Genomic DNA, 19,063 nt, shown 5'->3' on the forward strand with positions numbered 1-19,063 from the left:
GTATTAGGATATTGTTTTTAATTGCTATCAATTCTAAATCAATAACATAAAGTTAACTCACTATTTTTAATTACTTTTGCACTATAAATTATGATAATGAAAAATAAAAAAACTTTAGTTCTTGGTGCTACTACTAAACCAGAACGATATGCCTTTAGAGCAGTAAATGCTTTAGTGCAGAAAGGACACACAGTGTTAGCAATAGGTCAGAATACAGGAGAAGTGGCTGGAGTTAAAATTCAGACCAAAGCAGTTCCTGTAAAAAATATTGATACCATAACTTTATATTTAAATCCAAGTCGTCAACGTGATTATTATAATTATATCGTTGAAGCGCAGCCAAAAAGAGTAATCTTTAATCCGGGAACCGAAAACCCAGAATTGTACCAATTGTTAGAGCTTAATAATATTAAGGCAGAAGTTGCTTGTACATTAGTTTTATTGGCTACCAATCAATATTAATATATTACTTTTGCGGTCATGGAATTTTCGTCAAAATTAATAGAAAAAGCAGTCAATGAAATGTCACAATTGCCAGGGATTGGTAAGCGTACGGCATTGCGTCTGGTATTGCATCTGTTAAAGCAGCCGAAAGAACAAACAGGTTTTTTATCTCAAGCATTATTAAATATGCGAGAAGATATTAAGTTTTGTGTAAACTGTCATAACATATCCGATACTAAAGTTTGTGAGATCTGCGCTAATGTTTTGAGAAATCATCAGCTGGTATGTGTAGTAGAAGATATACGAGATGTTATGGCTATTGAAAACACAGGTCAGTATAAAGGAATTTATCATGTATTAGGAGGGAAAATATCTCCAATTGAAGGAGTTGGACCAAGTCAGTTGAATATTTCCAGTTTAGTTGAAAAAGTCAAAGCAGGAAATGTAATTGAAATTATTTTTGCTCTAAGTTCGACAATGGAGGGAGATACCACTAATTTTTACATTTACAAACAAATTGCCGAATCTGAAATTGTAATTTCTACAATTGCCAGAGGAATATCTGTTGGAGATGAATTAGAATATGCAGACGAAGTAACGCTTGGAAGAAGTATTCTTCATCGTGTTCCGTTTGAAAAAACTTTCAAAAACAACTAAATAGAATCAAATAAAAGTTAGATTTCCTGATGACTAAAGGAAAACATATATTTGCCATAAAATTTAACCAATGACAAAAAAGAGTTTTTATATTTTGCTATTAATTAATGGGTTGTTTACATCTTGTATTCCTGTGAAAGATTTAGTGTATCTACAAGATAAAAATACTTCGACAGAGCAAAATACAATTGCTGAAGCAGGAGTAAAACCTTATAGACTGCAGGCAAATGATGTTTTAAGTATAAGTATAAAAGCTATTGATCCTAAATTAGTATCAATTTTTAATACAACGGAAAGCTCTGGAACGTCGGGAGGAAAAAATGAATCATCATTATATTTTGATGGATTTACAGTTGATGATCATGGAAATATCAGAATGCCGCTATTAGGCGAAATCAATGTAATAGGATATACGCTCGAAGAAGTTCGCGTTAAAATTGAAAAGAAATTACTTGAAGAATATTTTAAAAGTGAAGCAAATATTTTTGTTACCATTAAATTGGCTGGTTTTAGATATACTATTAATGGAGAAGTTGGGAGCACAGGAACAAAAACACTATTTCAAAATAATGTAAATATTATGGAAGCAATAGCAAATTCCGGTGATATTACGACGGTAGGAAATAGAAAAGCAGTTACAATAATTCGTCAGACTCCCACAGGTGTACAGATGAATGATATTGATCTTACAGACGTAAATGTGATGAAATCGCCCTATTATAATTTGCAGCCCAATGACTATATTTATGTAAAACCATTAAGGCAAAAAACGTGGGGAACAGGTCAGACTGGGATACAGTCAATCGCTACAATTATTACTTTATTGTCCTTGGCAACAACAGTTTATTTAATTCTTAAAAATTAAAACTAAATCAAAAGATGCTAGATATAAAAGATTTTTCCATTTTTGAAAATCATTCAAATTTTGATTTTAAAGGGTTTTTGCTAAAAATTGTAAGTTATTGGAAATGGTTTTTGGTAAGTTTAATAATTTCGTTTACAATTGCATATCAGGTAAATGTCAGAAAGGAAAAGATTTACGGAATGCAGACGCTGGTTTCTATAAAAGAAGAAAGTAATCCATTTTTTACCTCAAATACAAGTTTAGTTTTTAATTGGGGAGGAATTTCAGATCAGGTAAACGGTATTACTACAATTCTTCAGTCCCGATCACATAATGAGCTGGTTGTAGATAAACTTCAATTTTATATCGATTATCTGGAACAAGGAAAATATAATTTGATTGATTCTTATGGCGCTGTTCCTTTTTATGTAAGTATAGACAAATCAAAAGGACAGCTTGTAAATACTTTAATAAGTATTAAATTTTTAAGCAGTAATGAATATGAGATCAAAATTCCTTTTGAAACAAAATCAGTTTCATTAATTACCTATTCTAAAAACTCCTATTCTAATACGGCAGTAGAGCCTGAAGAAGCTGTGAAAAGATACAAAGTCGGTGAAAAAGTTGTACTTCCTTTCTTAGCCTGGAAACTTCAAATTAATGATAATCCAGGACTTTATGTAGGGAAAGAATATTTTGTGAAATTCAATGATTTTGATAGTACAGTTTCTCGTTATAAAGGAATAAATGTTAGCTCTGAAGATAAAGGAGGATCAATACTAACATTGGGATTGCAGGGTACTAATAAAGCCCGACTGGTCGAATATTTAAATTCGACTGTAAAAATGCTGATAAAGATTCAACTTGATGGTAAAAATCAGTTTGCTACCAATACAATACGATTTATTGACAGTACGCTTGTAGCGATGGAATCTCAGCTAAAAGAAACAGGAAACGAATTAAAATCTTTTAGAAAGGACAAAAATATTTTTGAAATTGAAGAAGGAGGTGCCAAATTTTCTGAGAAGATAACAGACTTTGATGTTGAAAAAGACTTGGTTTCCAGAAAAATTGCCTACTATAATTCTCTAAAAAGCTATTTAAACAGCAGTGAAGATTATTCTCGTTTACCAGCTCCATCTGTTGCAGGAATCGAAGATCCTAATATTGTTAGTAGCGTCTCTAGATTAATTGCGCTTTCTACCCAAAGATCAGAAATGGCATATGCGGTAAAAAGCGATAAAATTTTCAAGGATTTTGATAATCAAATGCGTGCTGTTAAGGATGTTTTATTAGAAAATATTGCAACAGCAAAAACATCATTGTTATACGATCTTTCGTTGGTCAATGCAAAACTGGGCCAGGCAGAAAGTGCTGTTAGAAGACTTCCGGAAGAACAGCAGGAATTATTGAAAATTAAAAGAAAATATGATTTAAATGATAACATTTATACCGTATTTCTTCAAAAACGTAATGAAGCTGAAATTGTGAAAGCTTCCAATTTATCCGATATTCATTTTATTGATCCTGCAAAAGATATAGGCGAAGGTTTAATCGGTCCCAAAACTTCTGTAAACTATGTACTGGCCCTCTTTTTAGGGATTTTAGTACCTTTATTATTTGTTTTTGGAATCTTTTTCATTAATGATTCAATTCAAAACGTAGATGATATTAATAAGTTAACTCAAATTCCATTAATTGGAGTAATAGGAATGAATAAAGATTCTTTGAGTTTAGCTGTATTTGATAAACCAAAATCTGCACTTTCAGAAGCTTTCAGAGGAATTCGTTCTTCTCTGCAGTTTTTATATAAAAAACAGCAGGTTAGTGGTTCTAAAACTTTAATGATTACGTCTTCAATAAGTGGAGAAGGAAAAACATTTTGTTCTATAAATATTGCGACAGTTTTTGCTTTAAGCGAAAAAAAGACAGTTATAGTTGGTTTGGACTTAAGAAAGCCAAGGTTAGCAGACGAATTTGGTCTAAAAACGCCATTAGGTGTAGTGAATTATTTGATCAAACAAAATAGCCTTGCAGAAATTACAAACTCAACAGAAATTGAAAATCTCGATGTTATCCTGTCAGGGCCAATACCTCCAAATCCATCAGAACTTATTTTGAGCGATGCGATGCGAGAATTTATAGAGGAGCTAAAGTTAAAATATGATTATATTATTTTAGATACACCGCCTGTTGGTTTGGTTGCAGATGCATTAGAATTAGTTCAATATGCTGATGTCACGCTGTATATTGTAAGGCAGAATTATACTAAAAAAGATATGATAACGTTGTTAAACACGAGGATTAAAAGAGGTGAATTAAACAATGCCAGTATCGTCTTAAACGGTTACCAAAGTAAAGCTAAATACGGATCTACTTATGGCTACGGATACGGAGCTTATTCTAACGGATATCATGAAGAAGAAGGTAAAACAGGTTTTTTTAAAACTATTTTTGATAAATTCAAAAAAGACTAAATTGAAATAATGGGAACATCAGCAACAACAACCATTTTAATTACTGGAGGGGCAGGATTTATAGGGTCAAACTTATCTGAGTATTTTTTAGGACTTAGTTATAAAGTAATTTGTTTAGATAATTTTTCAACCGGTCATCGTCATAATTTAAAAAGTTTTATAGATCATCCTAATTTCACATTGATTGAAGGAGATATTAGAAATATTGCAGATTGCATTCTGGCAGTTGAAGGAGTAGATTATGTATTGCACCAGGCAGCATTAGGGTCTGTTCCAAGATCGATCAACGATCCAATTACTACAAACGATGTTAATGTTTCGGGTTTCTTAAATATGCTGACTGCTTCTCGCGATGCAAAAGTAAAACGATTTGTTTATGCAGCTAGTTCTTCTACTTATGGAGATTCACAAGGATTGCCAAAAGTTGAAGATGTAATCGGTAAACCATTATCTCCCTATGCAATTACTAAATATGTTAACGAATTATATGCAGAGATTTTTAGTAAAACATATGGTTTAGAAACTATAGGCTTGCGCTATTTTAATGTTTTTGGAAGAAAACAGGATCCAAATGGAGCATATGCTGCTGTTATACCAAAATTTGTAATGCAGTTAATGAACCATGAAAGTCCGGTAATTAATGGAGATGGCAATTATTCTCGTGACTTTACCTATATAGATAATGTTATACAAATGAATGAGTTGGCGATAACTACTCAAAATCCAGAAGCTGTAAATACTGTTTATAATACAGCATTTGGAGATCGAAATACCTTGAATGATTTAGTTAAATATTTAAAAAAATATTTATCTGAATTTGACTCAAAAATTGAAAATGTTTCCATTGTTTATGGGGCGAATAGAGCGGGAGACATTCCGCATTCATTGGCGAGTATCGATAAGGCAAAAAAAATATTAGGTTATAATCCGAAATATTCTTTAGAAGAAGGATTAAAAGAAGCCGTGAGTTGGTATTGGAACAATTTAAAATAAAATCAAGATAATAATAGATTAAATGGAAATTACTAAGATTTGCTGCATTGGTGCTGGTTATGTCGGAGGTCCTACAATGGCTGTTATTGCACAAAAATGCCCGCATATACAAGTGACTGTTGTTGATTTGAATGAACAGAGAATTAAAGATTGGAATGATCCCAATACAGATAATATACCTATTTATGAGCCTGGACTTTCAGAAATTGTAGACGAAGCGAGAGGAAGAAATCTTTTCTTTTCGACAGAAGTTGAAAAAGCCATTGACGAAGCTCAAGTTATTTTTATATCTGTGAATACTCCAACTAAGACCTATGGAAAAGGGAAAGGTATGGCTGCTGATTTAAAATATATTGAATTATGCGCCAGACAAATCGCTAAAGTTGCCAAGCAAAATAAGATTGTTGTAGAGAAATCTACTCTGCCGGTGCGAACAGCAGAAGCAATAAAAAGCATCTTAGATAATACAGGAAACGGTGTTCAATTTCAGATTTTATCAAATCCTGAATTTTTAGCTGAGGGGACTGCTGTTACAGATTTATTAAATCCAGATAGAATTTTAATAGGAGGAGATACTACTCCAGAAGGAGAATCGGCAATTAAGGCTTTAGTAGATGTTTATGCAAATTGGGTAGACAAAGATAAAATTTTGACAACAAATGTTTGGTCATCAGAGTTATCCAAACTTACTGCCAATGCTTTTTTAGCACAACGTATTTCATCAATTAATGCAATGTCTGAATTGTGCGAGAAAACTGGAGCAGATGTTGGAGAAGTAGCACGAGCTATAGGAATGGACAGCAGGATTGGTTCTAAATTTCTAAAAGCATCTGTTGGTTTTGGAGGTTCTTGTTTTCAAAAAGATATATTAAACTTAGTGTATATCGCAAAATCGTACGGACTTAACGAAGTAGCAGATTATTGGGAACAAGTTATTATAATGAATGATCATCAGAAAAGAAGATTTTCCAATAAAATTGTTCAGACATTATACAATACGGTTGCTGATAAAAAAATTGCTTTTTTAGGATGGGCATTCAAAAAAGATACAAATGATACTAGAGAATCTGCTGCAATATATGTAGCCGATGATTTGATTAATGAGCAAGCCAAAATTTCAGTTTACGATCCGAAAGTTTCAAGGACCAAAATGTTAAGTGATTTAGATTATTTAGAAACACGTTCTGCTCAGGCAAATAGTAATGCATTGACAATATTTGAAAATCCATACGAATCTTGCGCAGGAGCTCACGCAATTGCAATCTTAACAGAATGGGATGAATTTACCACTTATGACTGGCAAAAAATTTATGACTCTATGCATAAGCCAGCATTTATTTTTGATGGTAGAAATATATTGAATGCAAAAGAGTTAGAGACAATCGGATTCATATATAAAGGAATAGGATCTTAAAGCTTCTTAAGAAATAAGATTTATTCAGATCGCAGTAGATAAAATTTATTTCAAAGTAAATAACAAATTATGAATTGGTACGTTGTATATACAAAGCCTAAATGGGAAAAAAAAGTTGCAGAGAAACTTAATCAAATAGGTATTGAATGTTACTGTCCAATAATTACTCAAGTCAAGCAATGGTCTGATCGAAAAAAAAAGGTCGAAGTACCGCTTTTTAATTCCTATGTTTTTGTAAGGCTGGCTGATAGTAATCGTAATGCTGTATTTGAAGTCGCTGGTGTGGTAAGATATTTGTTCTGGCTTGGTAAGCCGGCCATAGTTAGAGATGAAGAGATCAATACAATAAAAACGAGCTTAAAAGCTGAAAACATTAGTGATATCTCAGTAACTACTATTAAGGTGGGGGATAAAATAAAATTAGAATCCGGAGTTTTTAGTAATCAAAGCGGAATTGTTCAGGAAGTTTCAAAAACTTATTGTATCTTAGTTTTGGAATCTTTAGGCTGTATATTAAAAATAAAATATAATTCGATATAATCGTTGTGTTAATAAAATGTTTAAAACAGAAAATGAAATTTCAATTATTTTGAATTTTGTTTTCTGTTTTTTTTGTAAAGTAAATTATTACATACTGATTGATAGTAGTTTGCTGTTTTAAGTAAGTAAAAGTGTAAGTTTTTTAAGAGATTACGGGAAGCCGTATTGAATAAATTGACTTTAAATGCTATATTTGCCGGGATTATACTTTTGATAACCAGGACAAAAAAAAGGGACTTGGAAGGGCGTAGCCGTGTTTTGTTGTGAATAAAGTAAATTTTAAATGAAAGAAGATATAAAAATAGCAGTTATAGGATTAGGGTATGTTGGTCTGCCTTTGGCTAGATTATTTGCAACTAAATATCCGGTAGTTGGCTTTGATATAAATGAATCAAGAATAGCTGGTCTTAAATCTGGTGTTGATTCTACATTAGAAGTAGAAGATGATGTATTAAAGGCGGTGTTGGTCGATGACATTAATGTTAACAATGGCTTACTTTGTACAACTTCTTTAAGTGATATTGCAAATTGTAATTATTTTATAATAACTGTACCTACGCCTGTAGATAGAAATAACAGGCCAGATTTAACACCTTTGTATAAATCAAGTGAGGCAGTTGGTAAGGTTCTAAAAAAGGGCGATATCGTAATTTACGAATCTACAGTCTATCCTGGAGTTACAGAAGAACAATGTGTTCCTGTGCTTGAAAAATTTTCTGGATTAATATTTAATGAAGATTTTTTTGCGGGATATTCTCCAGAAAGAATTAATCCTGGTGACAAAGAACATACTGTAGAAAAAATTTTAAAAGTAACATCAGGCTCAACTCCAGAAATTGGACTAAAAGTAGATGAATTGTATAAATCAGTTATTACTGCTGGAACTCATTTAGCTCCTTCAATAAAAGTTGCTGAAGCTGCAAAGGTTATAGAGAATTCACAGCGAGATATCAATATAGCTTTTGTAAATGAATTGGCTAAGATATTTAATTTAATGAATATCGATACTCATGAAGTATTAACTGCAGCTGCCACAAAGTGGAATTTTTTACCTTTTAAACCTGGTTTAGTTGGAGGGCATTGTATTGGAGTTGATCCCTATTATTTAGCGCAAAGAGCTCAAGAATTTGGATATCATCCTGAAATAATACTGGCAGGAAGACGTTTGAATGACAGCATGGGAGAATATATAGCATCTCAGGTTGTTAAGTTGATGATAAAAAAGGGAATTTCTGTTAATGGAGCTGAGTTATTAATGCTTGGAATAACATTTAAGGAAAACTGCCCAGATGTAAGAAATACTAAAATTGTAGATGTGGTTAAGGCACTTTCTGAATATGGAATTTCAGTTGTAATTTATGATCCGTTAGCTAATGCTAATGATGTAAAAAAAGAATATAATCTTATAACATTTAACAGTATTCCAAATAATAAATTTGATGCAATTGTTCTAGGAGTGTCACATGATGAATTTTTAGAATTAAATTTTACACAATTACAAAAAACAAATAGTTTGTTATATGATGTAAAAGGAGTTTTAGGCAAATTAGCTGATAATAGGCTATAGCTTAAAATTCTTTTTTTTATTTAAAAATTATGATTAAAGATAAATATGATTAAAGATAAAATAGTAACTCATGTAATTTTGACAGGAGGAGTTGGAAGCAGATTATGGCCACTTTCGCGTAAGAGCCAGCCAAAACAATATTTAGAAATTTTTGAGGGTAAATCCTTATTTGAAATGACTGTTGATCGTAATAGTCATTTAGCAAGTAAAGTTATGGTCGTAGGGAATGTTGATAACCATCATCTAAGTGGAAAAGTAATGGAGAAAACGGATACTAATTATGTTAATATAGTGGAAGCCACTCCTCGAAATACTGCGGCTGCGATTGCTTTTGCTGCATTTGCATCAGATCCAGAAGATATATTAATAGTAACACCATCAGACCATATAATAGATTTGATGGATAACTATAATAGCTCTATTAATGAAGCTATTTTAAAAGCTAATGATGGTTTTATTGTGACTTTTGGAGTTATTCCAACGAAACCCGAAACTGGATATGGTTACATAGAATCAAAGGGTGATAAAGTAATTTCATTTCGTGAAAAACCAAATGAAACTACAGCAAAAGAATTTATTTCTAAAGGTAATTTTTTATGGAATAGCGGAATGTTTTGTTTCAAAGCAGGCGTTCTTTTAGACGAGTTGAAACAATTTCAACCTGAGGTTTATGAGAAATCAAAATTAGTATGGGAGTCTAATAAAGATGGTTTTTTAGATCTTAATTCATCTATAGAAATTCCATCAATCAGTATAGATTATGCGGTTATGGAACGAAGCAAAAAGATTAAAGTTGTTCCGGCTTCATTCTCTTGGTCAGATTTAGGTTCTTTTGAATCAGTTTATGAATATTTGATGCTAAAAGGACATGCTGTAGATGCAAACGGAAATATGGTAATTGGCTGTGACATTCATACCACATTTTTAGGATTAAAAAACACAATTTTTGTACATACAAATACCGCAAACTTAATCTTGCAAAAAGAAAACTCACAAGATGTTAAAGATATTTACAGTGCATTAGAAAAACAAAATTCAGATTTATTAAATTAATTAAATTTTAAATGAAAAAGATTCTTATAACTGGTGGAGCTGGTTTTATTGGTTCTCACGTAGTAAGACGTTTTGTTAATAAATATCCAGATTATGAGATCTTTAATTTAGACGCTCTGACTTATGCTGGTAATCTTGAGAATATTAAAGATATAGAAGATAAATCCAATTATACATTTGTAAAAGGGGATATTGTGGATGAAAATTTTATAAATGAACTTTTCGCAGTACACAATTTTGATGGTGTTTTGCACTTAGCAGCAGAATCACATGTTGATCGTTCCATTGAAGATCCTTTAGCGTTTGTAAGAACAAATGTTATTGGCACGATGAACTTGTTAAATGCATCAAAAAACCAGTGGAAAGGAAATTTTGAAGGCAAAAGATTTTATCATATAAGTACAGATGAAGTATATGGTTCACTAGGAAGCAAAGGTTTATTTACTGAAACAACACCTTACGATCCTAATTCACCGTATTCTGCTTCAAAAGCAAGTTCAGATCACTTTGTAAGGGCTTATGGAGAGACGTATGGTTTGCCATATGTTTTAACGAACTGTTCTAACAATTATGGCTCATATCATTTTCCAGAAAAGTTGATTCCGTTATTTATAAATAATATTATTAATAACAAACCATTGCCAGTATATGGAGATGGAAATTATACACGTGACTGGCTATTTGTTGAAGATCATGCAATTGCTATAGACTTAGTTTTTCATGAAGGAAAGAATCATGAAACCTATAATATTGGAGGATTTAATGAATGGAAGAATATTGATTTAGTAAAATTATTATGCCAGATCATGGATCAAAAGTTGGGTAGAGAATCTGGAAAATCGCAAGAATTAATAACTTATGTTAAGGATAGACCTGGTCACGATTTAAGATATGCTATCGATGCTTCAAAAATAAATAAAGAATTGGGTTGGAAACCATCTGTTACCTTTGAAGAAGGCTTGGAGAAAACAATAAATTGGTATTTAAATAATGAAGATTGGTTACAAAATGTAACGTCTGGATCTTATAAAGATTATTATAAAAAACAATATTCATAAAACTAATCATTTTAATTAAACTTAATTACTTTAAGATTAAATCTACATGAAAAAAATAACGTACGTTCTTATTCTGTTTTTTATTTTGCTTACATCATCTAATATACATGCGCAAGATATACTTAGATCTAAAGATTTAAGCACTATGCAAGTAGATTATTTGTCTGATGATGATATATCGAAGATTAGCGCACAACTAAAAAGTAACAATGCAACTATTGACCAAGTTGAACCAATGGCTTTGTCTAAAGGAATGAGTCAAACCGAATTCAATAAGCTTAGATTAAAGCTTGCTCAATTTGAGAAAAAAAAGCCTGTAAATATTGACGCTGATAATAGTAAAGGAAAAGCAACAAGTAGAGATTCTGAATTTGGTAGAAGACAAGAACAAATTAAAAATGTAAAAATTAAAGATTCTGCTAATGCTTTAATTTTTGGATCTGAATTATTCGATAATCCAACATTAAATTTTGAACCAGATTTAAAATTAGCAACTCCAATGAACTACATTTTGGGTCCTGGAGACGAATTGCAAGTTAGTGTTTATGGAGTTCAGGAATATAATGCAAGTATCCCAGTAAGTGTAGAAGGAAAAATCACAATTGATTATGTGGGGCAAATAGCTGTATCAGGAATGTCAATAGAAGCAGCTACTCAAAAAATAAAAGTTGCAATAGCAAGAGTTTACAGTACAGTTGGATCTGGACAATCACAAGTGAGTGTAAGTTTAGGTCGCATTCGTACAATTAAGATAACTGTCGTTGGAGGAAAACAACCCGGTAATTATTCAATTTCATCCTTGGCAACAGTTTATAATGCTTTGCATTTAGCAGGGGGGCCAGGTAAAAATGGAACTTACAGAAATATTGAATTAATCAGAAATAATAAAGTCCTTAAAAATATTGATATCTATAAATTTTTAGTTAAAGGAGATCAATCGGATAATATTAGTTTAAAAGATAATGATGTAATTAGAATTCCTGCTTACAATCAAAGAGTAAACGTTGAAGGTGAAGTAAAACGTCCAGGAATTTTTGAGATGAAAAAAGGCGAAACTTTTGCTGATTTATTGAATTTTGCTTCTGGATTTAATGAATTTGCTTACACTGCTTCTGTAAATGTTGTGCAGAAAACAGGTAAGGAATTTAAAGTTCATGATATAAACGAAAGTGAATACAATTCTTATCAACCTCAATCTGGTGATGTATTTAGAGTTACTAAGATATTGAATCGTTTTGAGAATCGTATTAAAATAGAAGGAGCAGTGTTTAGACCAGACTATTATTCTTTTAAAGAAGGAATGAGAATTTCTGATCTTATTACAAGAGCTGAGGGACTAACGGAAGATGCTTACAGCAAACGAGCAAGAATTATACGTTTAAAAACAGATTTAACAACTGAAATTGTAAATGTAGATTTAGCTGCAGCATTGTCAGGAGATTTTAATGCTGATATTCAATTAAAAAGAGAAGATATTATAACTGTTTATTCTATTTTAGATTTTAGAGAGGAATATAAAGTAACAATTGATGGCGAAGTAAAAAATCCAGGCGAATATGAATATTTTGAAAATTTAACCTTAAATGATTTAGTTGTACAGGTTGGAGGTTTAACAGGTTCAGCATCTAAAAGAGTTGAAATTGCCAGAATGGTAAAATCAGATAATATTGATGATGCAGATCCAAAACGTGTAGAATTAGTTGAGTTGGAAATTACAGTAGATAACAATGAGCAAATCAAAAATTTTATTTTAAAACCTTTTGATGTTATAAACGTTCGTAAAATGGCTGTTTATGAAAAACCACAAATGATTATTATAAGCGGCGCTGTCACCTATCCAGGCAAATATGTTTTGGCCAACAAAAAGGAAACAGTCTATAATGTAGTAATGAGAGCTGGAGGATTAACATCTATCGCTAATTTGGATGGTATGAAGATTAAGAGGCCTATTAAAGCAGAACAGATTGAAGATTTAGAAAGAATAGACTTAAATTTATCAAAAGGTGATACAGTAAAAGATAAATTATCTAAGAAATTAAAAGACGATTTAAAGTTTGTTACGATTCCTGTGAATTGGGAAAAAATTGTAAAAGATAAAAATCACTATTCCAATGTTACATTGTTTCCTGGAGATGAAATTGATGTAGCAGTATATAATGAAGGTGTAAAAGTAACTGGAAATGTACTTTTAACATCTGAAATCCCATATAGAAGTGGAAAAGGTTTTAAATATTATATAAATTCTGTAGGGGGTGTAGACAGTAAAGGCTGGAAGAGAAAAGCATATATAATATATCCTAATGGTAAAGCGGCAGTAACTAGCTCATTTTTGTTTTTTAGATCATACCCTAGAGTGGAGCCAGATTCACAAATTGTAGTACCTGAAAAACCTGAAAGAAAGAAAATGAGTGCAGGAGAATGGGCCGGTATTGGAACTGCTTTTGCTAGTTTGGCATTGTTGATAGTTACTGCTTTTAAATAAATTTTAATGGATAATAAAACTATAGGGAACGATGAAATATCGTTAAAAGAATTAGTTCTAAAGACAAAGGAATGTACTAACTATTTACTTTCGAAATGGAAAATTATTATTTTAGCAGGAATAATTGGTGCTGCTCTAGGATTAACTTATTCCTTAACTAAAAAACCTATATATACTGCAACTTTATCTTTTGCCTTAGAGGATGAAAAGGCAGGAGGAGGTTTAGGTGGGGCTCTAGGTTTAGCTAGTTCATTTGGATTAGATCTAGGAGGTAGCGGAGGAGGAATTTTTACAGGATCTAATCTAACAGAATTATTTAAGTCGAGATCAATGGTTGAAAAAACATTGTTATCTCCAGTTTATCTCAATAAAAGGGAAATTTCTTTAGCGGAGATGTACATTCAAAATAATAAATGGAGAGAGATATGGAAAAAAAATCCTAAATTTTCAAATATTGAGTTTTTACCTAACCCAAATCGTAAAAACTTTACAAGAGTACAAGATAGCATTTTGGGTGTAATGTACCAAAATTTATCTAAGTCTGGCTTAAGTGTTGCTCAGAAAGATAAAAAAGTATCAATTATTAGTATAGACGTGCTATCAACAAATGAATTATTTGCAAAATATTTTTGCGAAGCATTAGCAAGGCAAGTGTCTGATTTTTATATAGATACTAAGAGTAAGAAAGCTAGGATAAATATGGATATTTTGCAACGACAACTGGATTCTATTAGAGGTCAGTTAAATGGTTCTATTACCAGAGTTGCTGTTGCAAATGATAACACATTTAATTTAAATCCTGCATTAAATGTACGCCGCGCTCCTGTTGCTCGAAGTCAGGTGGATGTTCAAGCCAATACTGCAATACTCACAGAATTAGTAAAACAATCTGAATTAGCTAAGGTTACCTTACGTAAAGAAACTCCTTTAATTCAGATTATTGACCAACCTATTTTGCCATTACCAAAAGAACGTTTTGGTAAAGCAAAAGGATTAATGATTGGATGTTTTTTGGGAGGATTTTTAGTTGTGTTGGGATTAATTATGAGGAAAATATTGAAAAATATATTAGTTTAATATAGCTTATAGTTTAAATTAATTAAGGCTCAAGTTTTTTAACTACGTAAGAAAAATAAGTTATAATATAAAAGTAATAATAACTTTATTTCTTTTGACTAGTAACTGGGAATATAAAAACATTCGAAGAGGCCAAAAGTGAGTATGGTTATTTCATTGTTGGTTTGCAAACTGATTCTACGGTGGACCATCCTGAGAAAATAGATCAGCTTAGACTGTTGCTAAACGATATATTCAGTTGAAGAACTTTAAATTTGTGTGTGAAATTGTAACTTATGCAATAGAACAATATTTAGAATATATGTTACATTCCTTAAAATTGTTGAGGATTATTTAGAGAACAAAATTTTACAGATAGAATGTATTATGAGACTAGAAGAATTGAATTGTATTTTGAATAATAGAGGCAATCGATCTTCCAGTTCAGAGTTGAGAAGAGAATTACTCAAAAAGAAATGGAAATTTAAAGAAATAATTAAGTTAACTTTTGAAAAAATACACAATAAAATAAAAGTAAAATAATAATTGATGAAAATTACAAAAATTTGCTGTTTAGGAGCAGGTTATGTTGGAGGTCCTACAATGGCTGTTATAGCACAAAAATGTCCTCACATTCAGGTTACAGTCGTTGATTTGAATGAAGAACGAATTTTAGAATGGAATGATGAAGATACTAATAATATTCCAATTTATGAGCCTGGATTGTCTCAAATTGTTGGAGAATCTAGAGGTAGAAACTTGTTTTTTTCAACGGAAGTGGATAAAGCAATTGATGAGGCACAAATTATTTTTATATCAGTAAATACTCCAACAAAGACCTACGGAAAAGGAAAAGGTATGGCTGCTGATTTGAAACATATTGAATTGTGTGCGAGACAGATTGCAAAAGTAGCGAAAGATGATAAAATTGTAGTTGAAAAATCTACTTTACCAGTACGTACTGCTGAAGCTATTAAGAGTATTCTTGACTCAACAGGGAACGGTTTGAAGTTTCAAATTCTTTCTAATCCTGAATTTTTAGCTGAGGGTAGTGCCATTCAGGATTTATTGAATCCAGATCGAATTTTAATTGGTGGAGATACTTCTGCAGAAGGAGAGAAAGCAATTCAAGCCTTAGTTGATATTTATAGAAATTGGGTAAGTCCAGAAAAAATATTGACAACAAATGTGTGGTCGTCAGAGTTGTCCAAGTTAACTGCTAATGCATTTTTGGCGCAAAGAATATCGTCTATAAATGCAATGTCTGAGCTTTGTGAGAAGACAGGTGCAGATGTTAACGAGGTTGCTAAAGCCATTGGCATGGATAGCAGAATTGGTTCAAAATTTCTAAGGGCTTCAGTTGGATTTGGTGGTTCTTGTTTTCAAAAAGATATATTGAATCTGGTTTATATTTCAAAATCATACGGATTGAATGAAGTTGCAGACTATTGGGAGCAGGTAATTATTATGAATGATCATCAAAAACGTCGTTTTTCAGATAATATGCTGAAAACACTTTATAACACTGCTGCCAATAAAAAGATTGCCTTTTTAGGTTGGGCTTTCAAAAAGGATACTAATGATACTCGTGAATCTGCGGCTATTTATGTTGCTGATGATTTGATTAACGAGAAAGCCAAAATTGTAGTTTATGATCCAAAAGTATCTAGAAAAAAAATCCTTGCTGATTTGGATTATCTTGAAACGAGAACTTCGGAGGAAAATGAAAATAGCGTTATCACTTTTGATAATCCATATTTATCCTGTGAAAAAGCTCATGCAATTGCTATACTTACAGAATGGGATGAATTTGTCCAGTATGATTGGCAAAGGATATATGATAATATGGAAAAACCAGCTTTTGTTTTTGATGGGAGAAATATTTTGAATAAAGTAGAATTAGAAAGTATTGGGTTTAGGTATCAAGGAATTGGTCAATAAGATATTTTTATGTAATAATTTAGTTACAAAACAATTAAATGAGAAAAAGAATTTTAATTACAGGAGCGGCAGGTTTTTTAGGATCGCATTTATGTGACCGTTTTATAGCAGAAGGTTATCAGGTTGTTGGGATGGATAATTTAATAACTGGTGATATAAAAAATATAGAACATCTGTTTCCACATAAGGATTTTGAATTTTACAATCATGATGTTTCTAACTATGTTCATGTTGCAGGTAAATTAGATTATATTTTGCATTTTGCTTCACCAGCTAGTCCAATTGATTATTTGAAGATTCCAATTCAAACTTTGAAAGTCGGTTCATTAGGAACTCATAATTTGTTAGGGTTAGCAAAAGAAAAAAAAGCTAGGTTTCTTATTGCATCAACTTCGGAAGTTTATGGGGATCCAAATGTTCATCCTCAACCTGAGACATATTGGGGGAATGTAAATCCTGTTGGACCTAGAAGTGTTTATGATGAAGCCAAAAGATTTCAAGAAGCCATTACTATGGCTTATCATACTTTTCACGGAATAGAAACTAGAATTGTTAGAATATTTAATACATATGGTCCTCGAATGCGTTTAAATGATGGAAGAGTATTACCTGCATTTATTGGGCAAGCCTTGCGAGGTGAAGATTTGACAATCTTCGGAGATGGGACACAAACTAGATCATTTTGTTATGTGGATGATTTAATTGAGGGTATATACAGGCTTTTAATGTCAGATTATGTTTTTCCTGTAAATATTGGTAATCCAAACGAAATCACAATGAATGATTTTGCACAAGAAATAATAAAATTAACTGAAACTTCTCAAAAAATTGTTTACCATCCGCTTCCACAAGATGATCCAAAGCAGAGACAGCCTGATATTACAAAGGCTAAAGCTATTTTGAACTGGGAACCTAAAGTATCACGAGAAGAAGGGCTAAAGATCACATATAGTTATTTTAGGAAATTTAGTAGTGAGCAATTGATAGAGACAAAAGAAAATAAAAGTTTTAATTAATCCGATTTATTAAAAAATGTCACTACTAAAAAAAAATATATTTTATAATACATTACTATCACTATCTCAAATACTTTTTCCTTTAATCACATTTCCATATGTTTCAAGAATTTTAGGACCAAATGGTATAGGTCAAGTTGGTTTTGTTGACAGTTTTACTCAATATTTTATTCTTTTTTCTACGTTAGGAATTCCATTATATGGAGTACGAGAATTATCAAAAATTAGAAATGAAAATAATAAATTAAGTAAATTATTTACGGAGTTAATTTTAATACATTTGTTGAGCACATTAATATTTTTGATAATTTATTCGTGCAGTATATTTTTTTTAAATGATAAAGGAATAAATACAAATTTATTTTTAATAGGAGCAGGAATACTCTTGAGTAATGTTTTTATAGTAGAATGGTATTATCAATCTCAAGAAAAATTTCAATTTATAACTAAAAGAACTATTTTTCTTAGATTTATATTTGTAATACTATTGTTTCTGATAGTGAGTGATAAAACCGATTTGGTTAAATATTATGCTCTTTTTCTTATCTTAAATATTTTAAATGCAGCATTTAATTTTTATTTCATTTTAAAATCTGATTTAAAATTAGTTTATTCAAACTTAAATTTGACAAAGCATATAAAACCTTTATTTCTTTTGATGTCTTGTACTGTTATTGGAAGTATATATGTTTTGTTAGACAATGTTATTTTAGGAATTTTAAGCACACCTGAATCGGTTGGTTTCTATACTTCAGCTATAAAAATTGTAAAAATTCCAATTTCTTTGATAGGTTCTTTTGGAATTGTTTTGATTCCCAGGCTTTCAGAATCATTTTCTACTAATGATTTAGAATCGATAAAATATTATATCAACAAATCATTACATTTTGTGCTCACATTTGGAATTCCTTTATGTTTTGGAATCGCATTAACTGCAAAGTGGACTGTTTTACTTATTTCAGGAAATCAATTCTATCCTTCAATAGAACTTGTACAATATTTAGCTCCAATTGTTGTTTTAATATCATTAAATGGTATTTTCTTTTTTCAGTTATTTACTCCTGGTGGAAAGGAAATTACGATGATAATAATTTTGTCTGTATCTGCATTTATAAGTGTTGTATTAAATTTGATCTTAATTCCTAAATATGCGCATTTAGGAGCGGCTATCACTACTACTGTTACTGAATTTTCTGTTTTCTTACTTAGTGTCTTTTATTCAATTAAATATTTTAAAATTGGAATTAATTTTCAGTTTTTTTTAAGTCCTTTTTTAGCTTCATTATTGTTTATCCCAATTGTTTACTTTACTGATATGTTACTTTTAGATATAGTTTTGAAAGTTATTATTTCAGCAATATTATGTATGTTAGTTTATTATATTATTATGAAATTTGTTTTTAAAAATGAAATTATTTTTAGAATGGAAGGTTTCATAAGGGATACTGTTAAAGCTAAACTAAATACTTCAAAATAGTGATTTCAGTGCAAAATAAAGAAAGTTAAGACTAAGAGCATTAT

15 protein-coding genes are annotated in these 19,063 nt (G+C 31.1%); all 15 read left to right on the forward strand.

What is annotated here, in order from left to right:
- The first annotated feature begins 96 nt into the window (after window positions 1–96).
- The 15 genes from B0A68_RS07445 to B0A68_RS07520 all read left to right on the forward strand — a co-directional run bounded on the left by B0A68_RS07445 (window position 97) and on the right by B0A68_RS07520 (window position 19,019).
- Window positions 97–462, forward strand: a complete 366-nt coding sequence (locus B0A68_RS07445) for a CoA-binding protein (RefSeq protein WP_035682459.1) — start codon at window positions 97–99, stop codon at window positions 460–462.
- 18 nt (window positions 463–480) lie between these two features.
- The gene (gene recR / locus B0A68_RS07450) at window positions 481–1,101 is read left to right on the forward strand and encodes a recombination mediator RecR (protein ID WP_035682457.1); all 621 of its coding nucleotides are present in this window, start codon (window positions 481–483) and stop codon (window positions 1,099–1,101) included.
- Window positions 1,102–1,171: 70 nt separating this feature from the next.
- The gene (locus B0A68_RS07455) at window positions 1,172–1,966 is read left to right on the forward strand and encodes a polysaccharide biosynthesis/export family protein (protein WP_035682456.1); all 795 of its coding nucleotides are present in this window, start codon (window positions 1,172–1,174) and stop codon (window positions 1,964–1,966) included.
- 14 nt (window positions 1,967–1,980) lie between these two features.
- On the forward strand, window positions 1,981–4,422 hold the full coding sequence (locus tag B0A68_RS07460; protein ID WP_035682454.1) for a polysaccharide biosynthesis tyrosine autokinase: 2,442 nt from the start codon (window positions 1,981–1,983) through the stop codon (window positions 4,420–4,422).
- Window positions 4,423–4,431: 9 nt separating this feature from the next.
- Complete coding sequence (locus B0A68_RS07465) at window positions 4,432–5,415, forward strand: SDR family oxidoreductase (RefSeq protein WP_035682451.1); 984 nt, start codon at window positions 4,432–4,434, stop codon at window positions 5,413–5,415.
- 22 nt (window positions 5,416–5,437) lie between these two features.
- The gene (locus tag B0A68_RS07470; RefSeq protein WP_035682448.1) at window positions 5,438–6,829 is read left to right on the forward strand and encodes a UDP-glucose 6-dehydrogenase; all 1,392 of its coding nucleotides are present in this window, start codon (window positions 5,438–5,440) and stop codon (window positions 6,827–6,829) included.
- Window positions 6,830–6,898: 69 nt separating this feature from the next.
- Complete coding sequence (locus B0A68_RS07475) at window positions 6,899–7,369, forward strand: UpxY family transcription antiterminator (RefSeq protein WP_035682445.1); 471 nt, start codon at window positions 6,899–6,901, stop codon at window positions 7,367–7,369.
- Between the two features lie 283 nt (window positions 7,370–7,652).
- Entirely contained in the window at window positions 7,653–8,936 is a 1,284-nt protein-coding gene (locus B0A68_RS07480; RefSeq protein WP_035682443.1) for a nucleotide sugar dehydrogenase, read from the forward strand.
- Window positions 8,937–8,981: 45 nt separating this feature from the next.
- Window positions 8,982–9,989 (forward strand): mannose-1-phosphate guanylyltransferase, encoded by a 1,008-nt coding sequence (locus tag B0A68_RS07485; protein WP_035682440.1) that lies wholly within the window; start codon window positions 8,982–8,984, stop codon window positions 9,987–9,989.
- Window positions 9,990–10,000: 11 nt separating this feature from the next.
- Window positions 10,001–11,047: a dTDP-glucose 4,6-dehydratase gene (rfbB, locus tag B0A68_RS07490; protein ID WP_035682438.1), complete on the forward strand. Its 1,047-nt coding sequence runs from the start codon at window positions 10,001–10,003 to the stop codon at window positions 11,045–11,047.
- A 46-nt stretch (window positions 11,048–11,093) separates the two neighbouring features.
- Window positions 11,094–13,529, forward strand: a complete 2,436-nt coding sequence (locus B0A68_RS07495; protein ID WP_035682436.1) for an SLBB domain-containing protein — start codon at window positions 11,094–11,096, stop codon at window positions 13,527–13,529.
- A gap of 6 nt (window positions 13,530–13,535) precedes the next feature.
- On the forward strand, window positions 13,536–14,606 hold the full coding sequence (locus B0A68_RS07500; protein ID WP_035682433.1) for a Wzz/FepE/Etk N-terminal domain-containing protein: 1,071 nt from the start codon (window positions 13,536–13,538) through the stop codon (window positions 14,604–14,606).
- Window positions 14,607–15,134: 528 nt separating this feature from the next.
- The gene (locus B0A68_RS07510; protein ID WP_035687881.1) at window positions 15,135–16,526 is read left to right on the forward strand and encodes a nucleotide sugar dehydrogenase; all 1,392 of its coding nucleotides are present in this window, start codon (window positions 15,135–15,137) and stop codon (window positions 16,524–16,526) included.
- Between the two features lie 38 nt (window positions 16,527–16,564).
- Complete coding sequence (locus B0A68_RS07515) at window positions 16,565–17,542, forward strand: UDP-glucuronic acid decarboxylase family protein (RefSeq protein WP_035682429.1); 978 nt, start codon at window positions 16,565–16,567, stop codon at window positions 17,540–17,542.
- A 16-nt stretch (window positions 17,543–17,558) separates the two neighbouring features.
- The gene (locus B0A68_RS07520; RefSeq protein ID WP_035682427.1) at window positions 17,559–19,019 is read left to right on the forward strand and encodes a flippase; all 1,461 of its coding nucleotides are present in this window, start codon (window positions 17,559–17,561) and stop codon (window positions 19,017–19,019) included.
- Window positions 19,020–19,063: the final 44 nt, after the last annotated feature.

Origin of the sequence: Flavobacterium reichenbachii (assembly GCF_002217435.1) — a bacterium.
Lineage (GTDB): Bacteria > Bacteroidota > Bacteroidia > Flavobacteriales > Flavobacteriaceae > Flavobacterium > Flavobacterium reichenbachii.

Excerpts from the sequence above, each read along its gene's own strand:
- B0A68_RS07445 (WP_035682459.1), top strand. The coding sequence starts at position 97 with ATGAAAAATAAAAAAACTTTAGTTCTTGGTGCTACTACTAAACCAGAA.
- recR (WP_035682457.1), top strand. The coding sequence starts at position 481 with ATGGAATTTTCGTCAAAATTAATAGAAAAAGCAGTCAATGAAATGTCA.
- B0A68_RS07455 (WP_035682456.1), top strand. The coding sequence starts at position 1,172 with ATGACAAAAAAGAGTTTTTATATTTTGCTATTAATTAATGGGTTGTTT.
- B0A68_RS07460 (WP_035682454.1), top strand. The coding sequence starts at position 1,981 with ATGCTAGATATAAAAGATTTTTCCATTTTTGAAAATCATTCAAATTTT.
- B0A68_RS07465 (WP_035682451.1), top strand. The coding sequence starts at position 4,432 with ATGGGAACATCAGCAACAACAACCATTTTAATTACTGGAGGGGCAGGA.
- B0A68_RS07470 (WP_035682448.1), top strand. The coding sequence starts at position 5,438 with ATGGAAATTACTAAGATTTGCTGCATTGGTGCTGGTTATGTCGGAGGT.
- B0A68_RS07475 (WP_035682445.1), top strand. The coding sequence starts at position 6,899 with ATGAATTGGTACGTTGTATATACAAAGCCTAAATGGGAAAAAAAAGTT.
- B0A68_RS07480 (WP_035682443.1), top strand. The coding sequence starts at position 7,653 with ATGAAAGAAGATATAAAAATAGCAGTTATAGGATTAGGGTATGTTGGT.
- B0A68_RS07485 (WP_035682440.1), top strand. The coding sequence starts at position 8,982 with ATGATTAAAGATAAAATAGTAACTCATGTAATTTTGACAGGAGGAGTT.
- rfbB (WP_035682438.1), top strand. The coding sequence starts at position 10,001 with ATGAAAAAGATTCTTATAACTGGTGGAGCTGGTTTTATTGGTTCTCAC.
- B0A68_RS07495 (WP_035682436.1), top strand. The coding sequence starts at position 11,094 with ATGAAAAAAATAACGTACGTTCTTATTCTGTTTTTTATTTTGCTTACA.
- B0A68_RS07500 (WP_035682433.1), top strand. The coding sequence starts at position 13,536 with ATGGATAATAAAACTATAGGGAACGATGAAATATCGTTAAAAGAATTA.
- B0A68_RS07510 (WP_035687881.1), top strand. The coding sequence starts at position 15,135 with ATGAAAATTACAAAAATTTGCTGTTTAGGAGCAGGTTATGTTGGAGGT.
- B0A68_RS07515 (WP_035682429.1), top strand. The coding sequence starts at position 16,565 with ATGAGAAAAAGAATTTTAATTACAGGAGCGGCAGGTTTTTTAGGATCG.
- B0A68_RS07520 (WP_035682427.1), top strand. The coding sequence starts at position 17,559 with ATGTCACTACTAAAAAAAAATATATTTTATAATACATTACTATCACTA.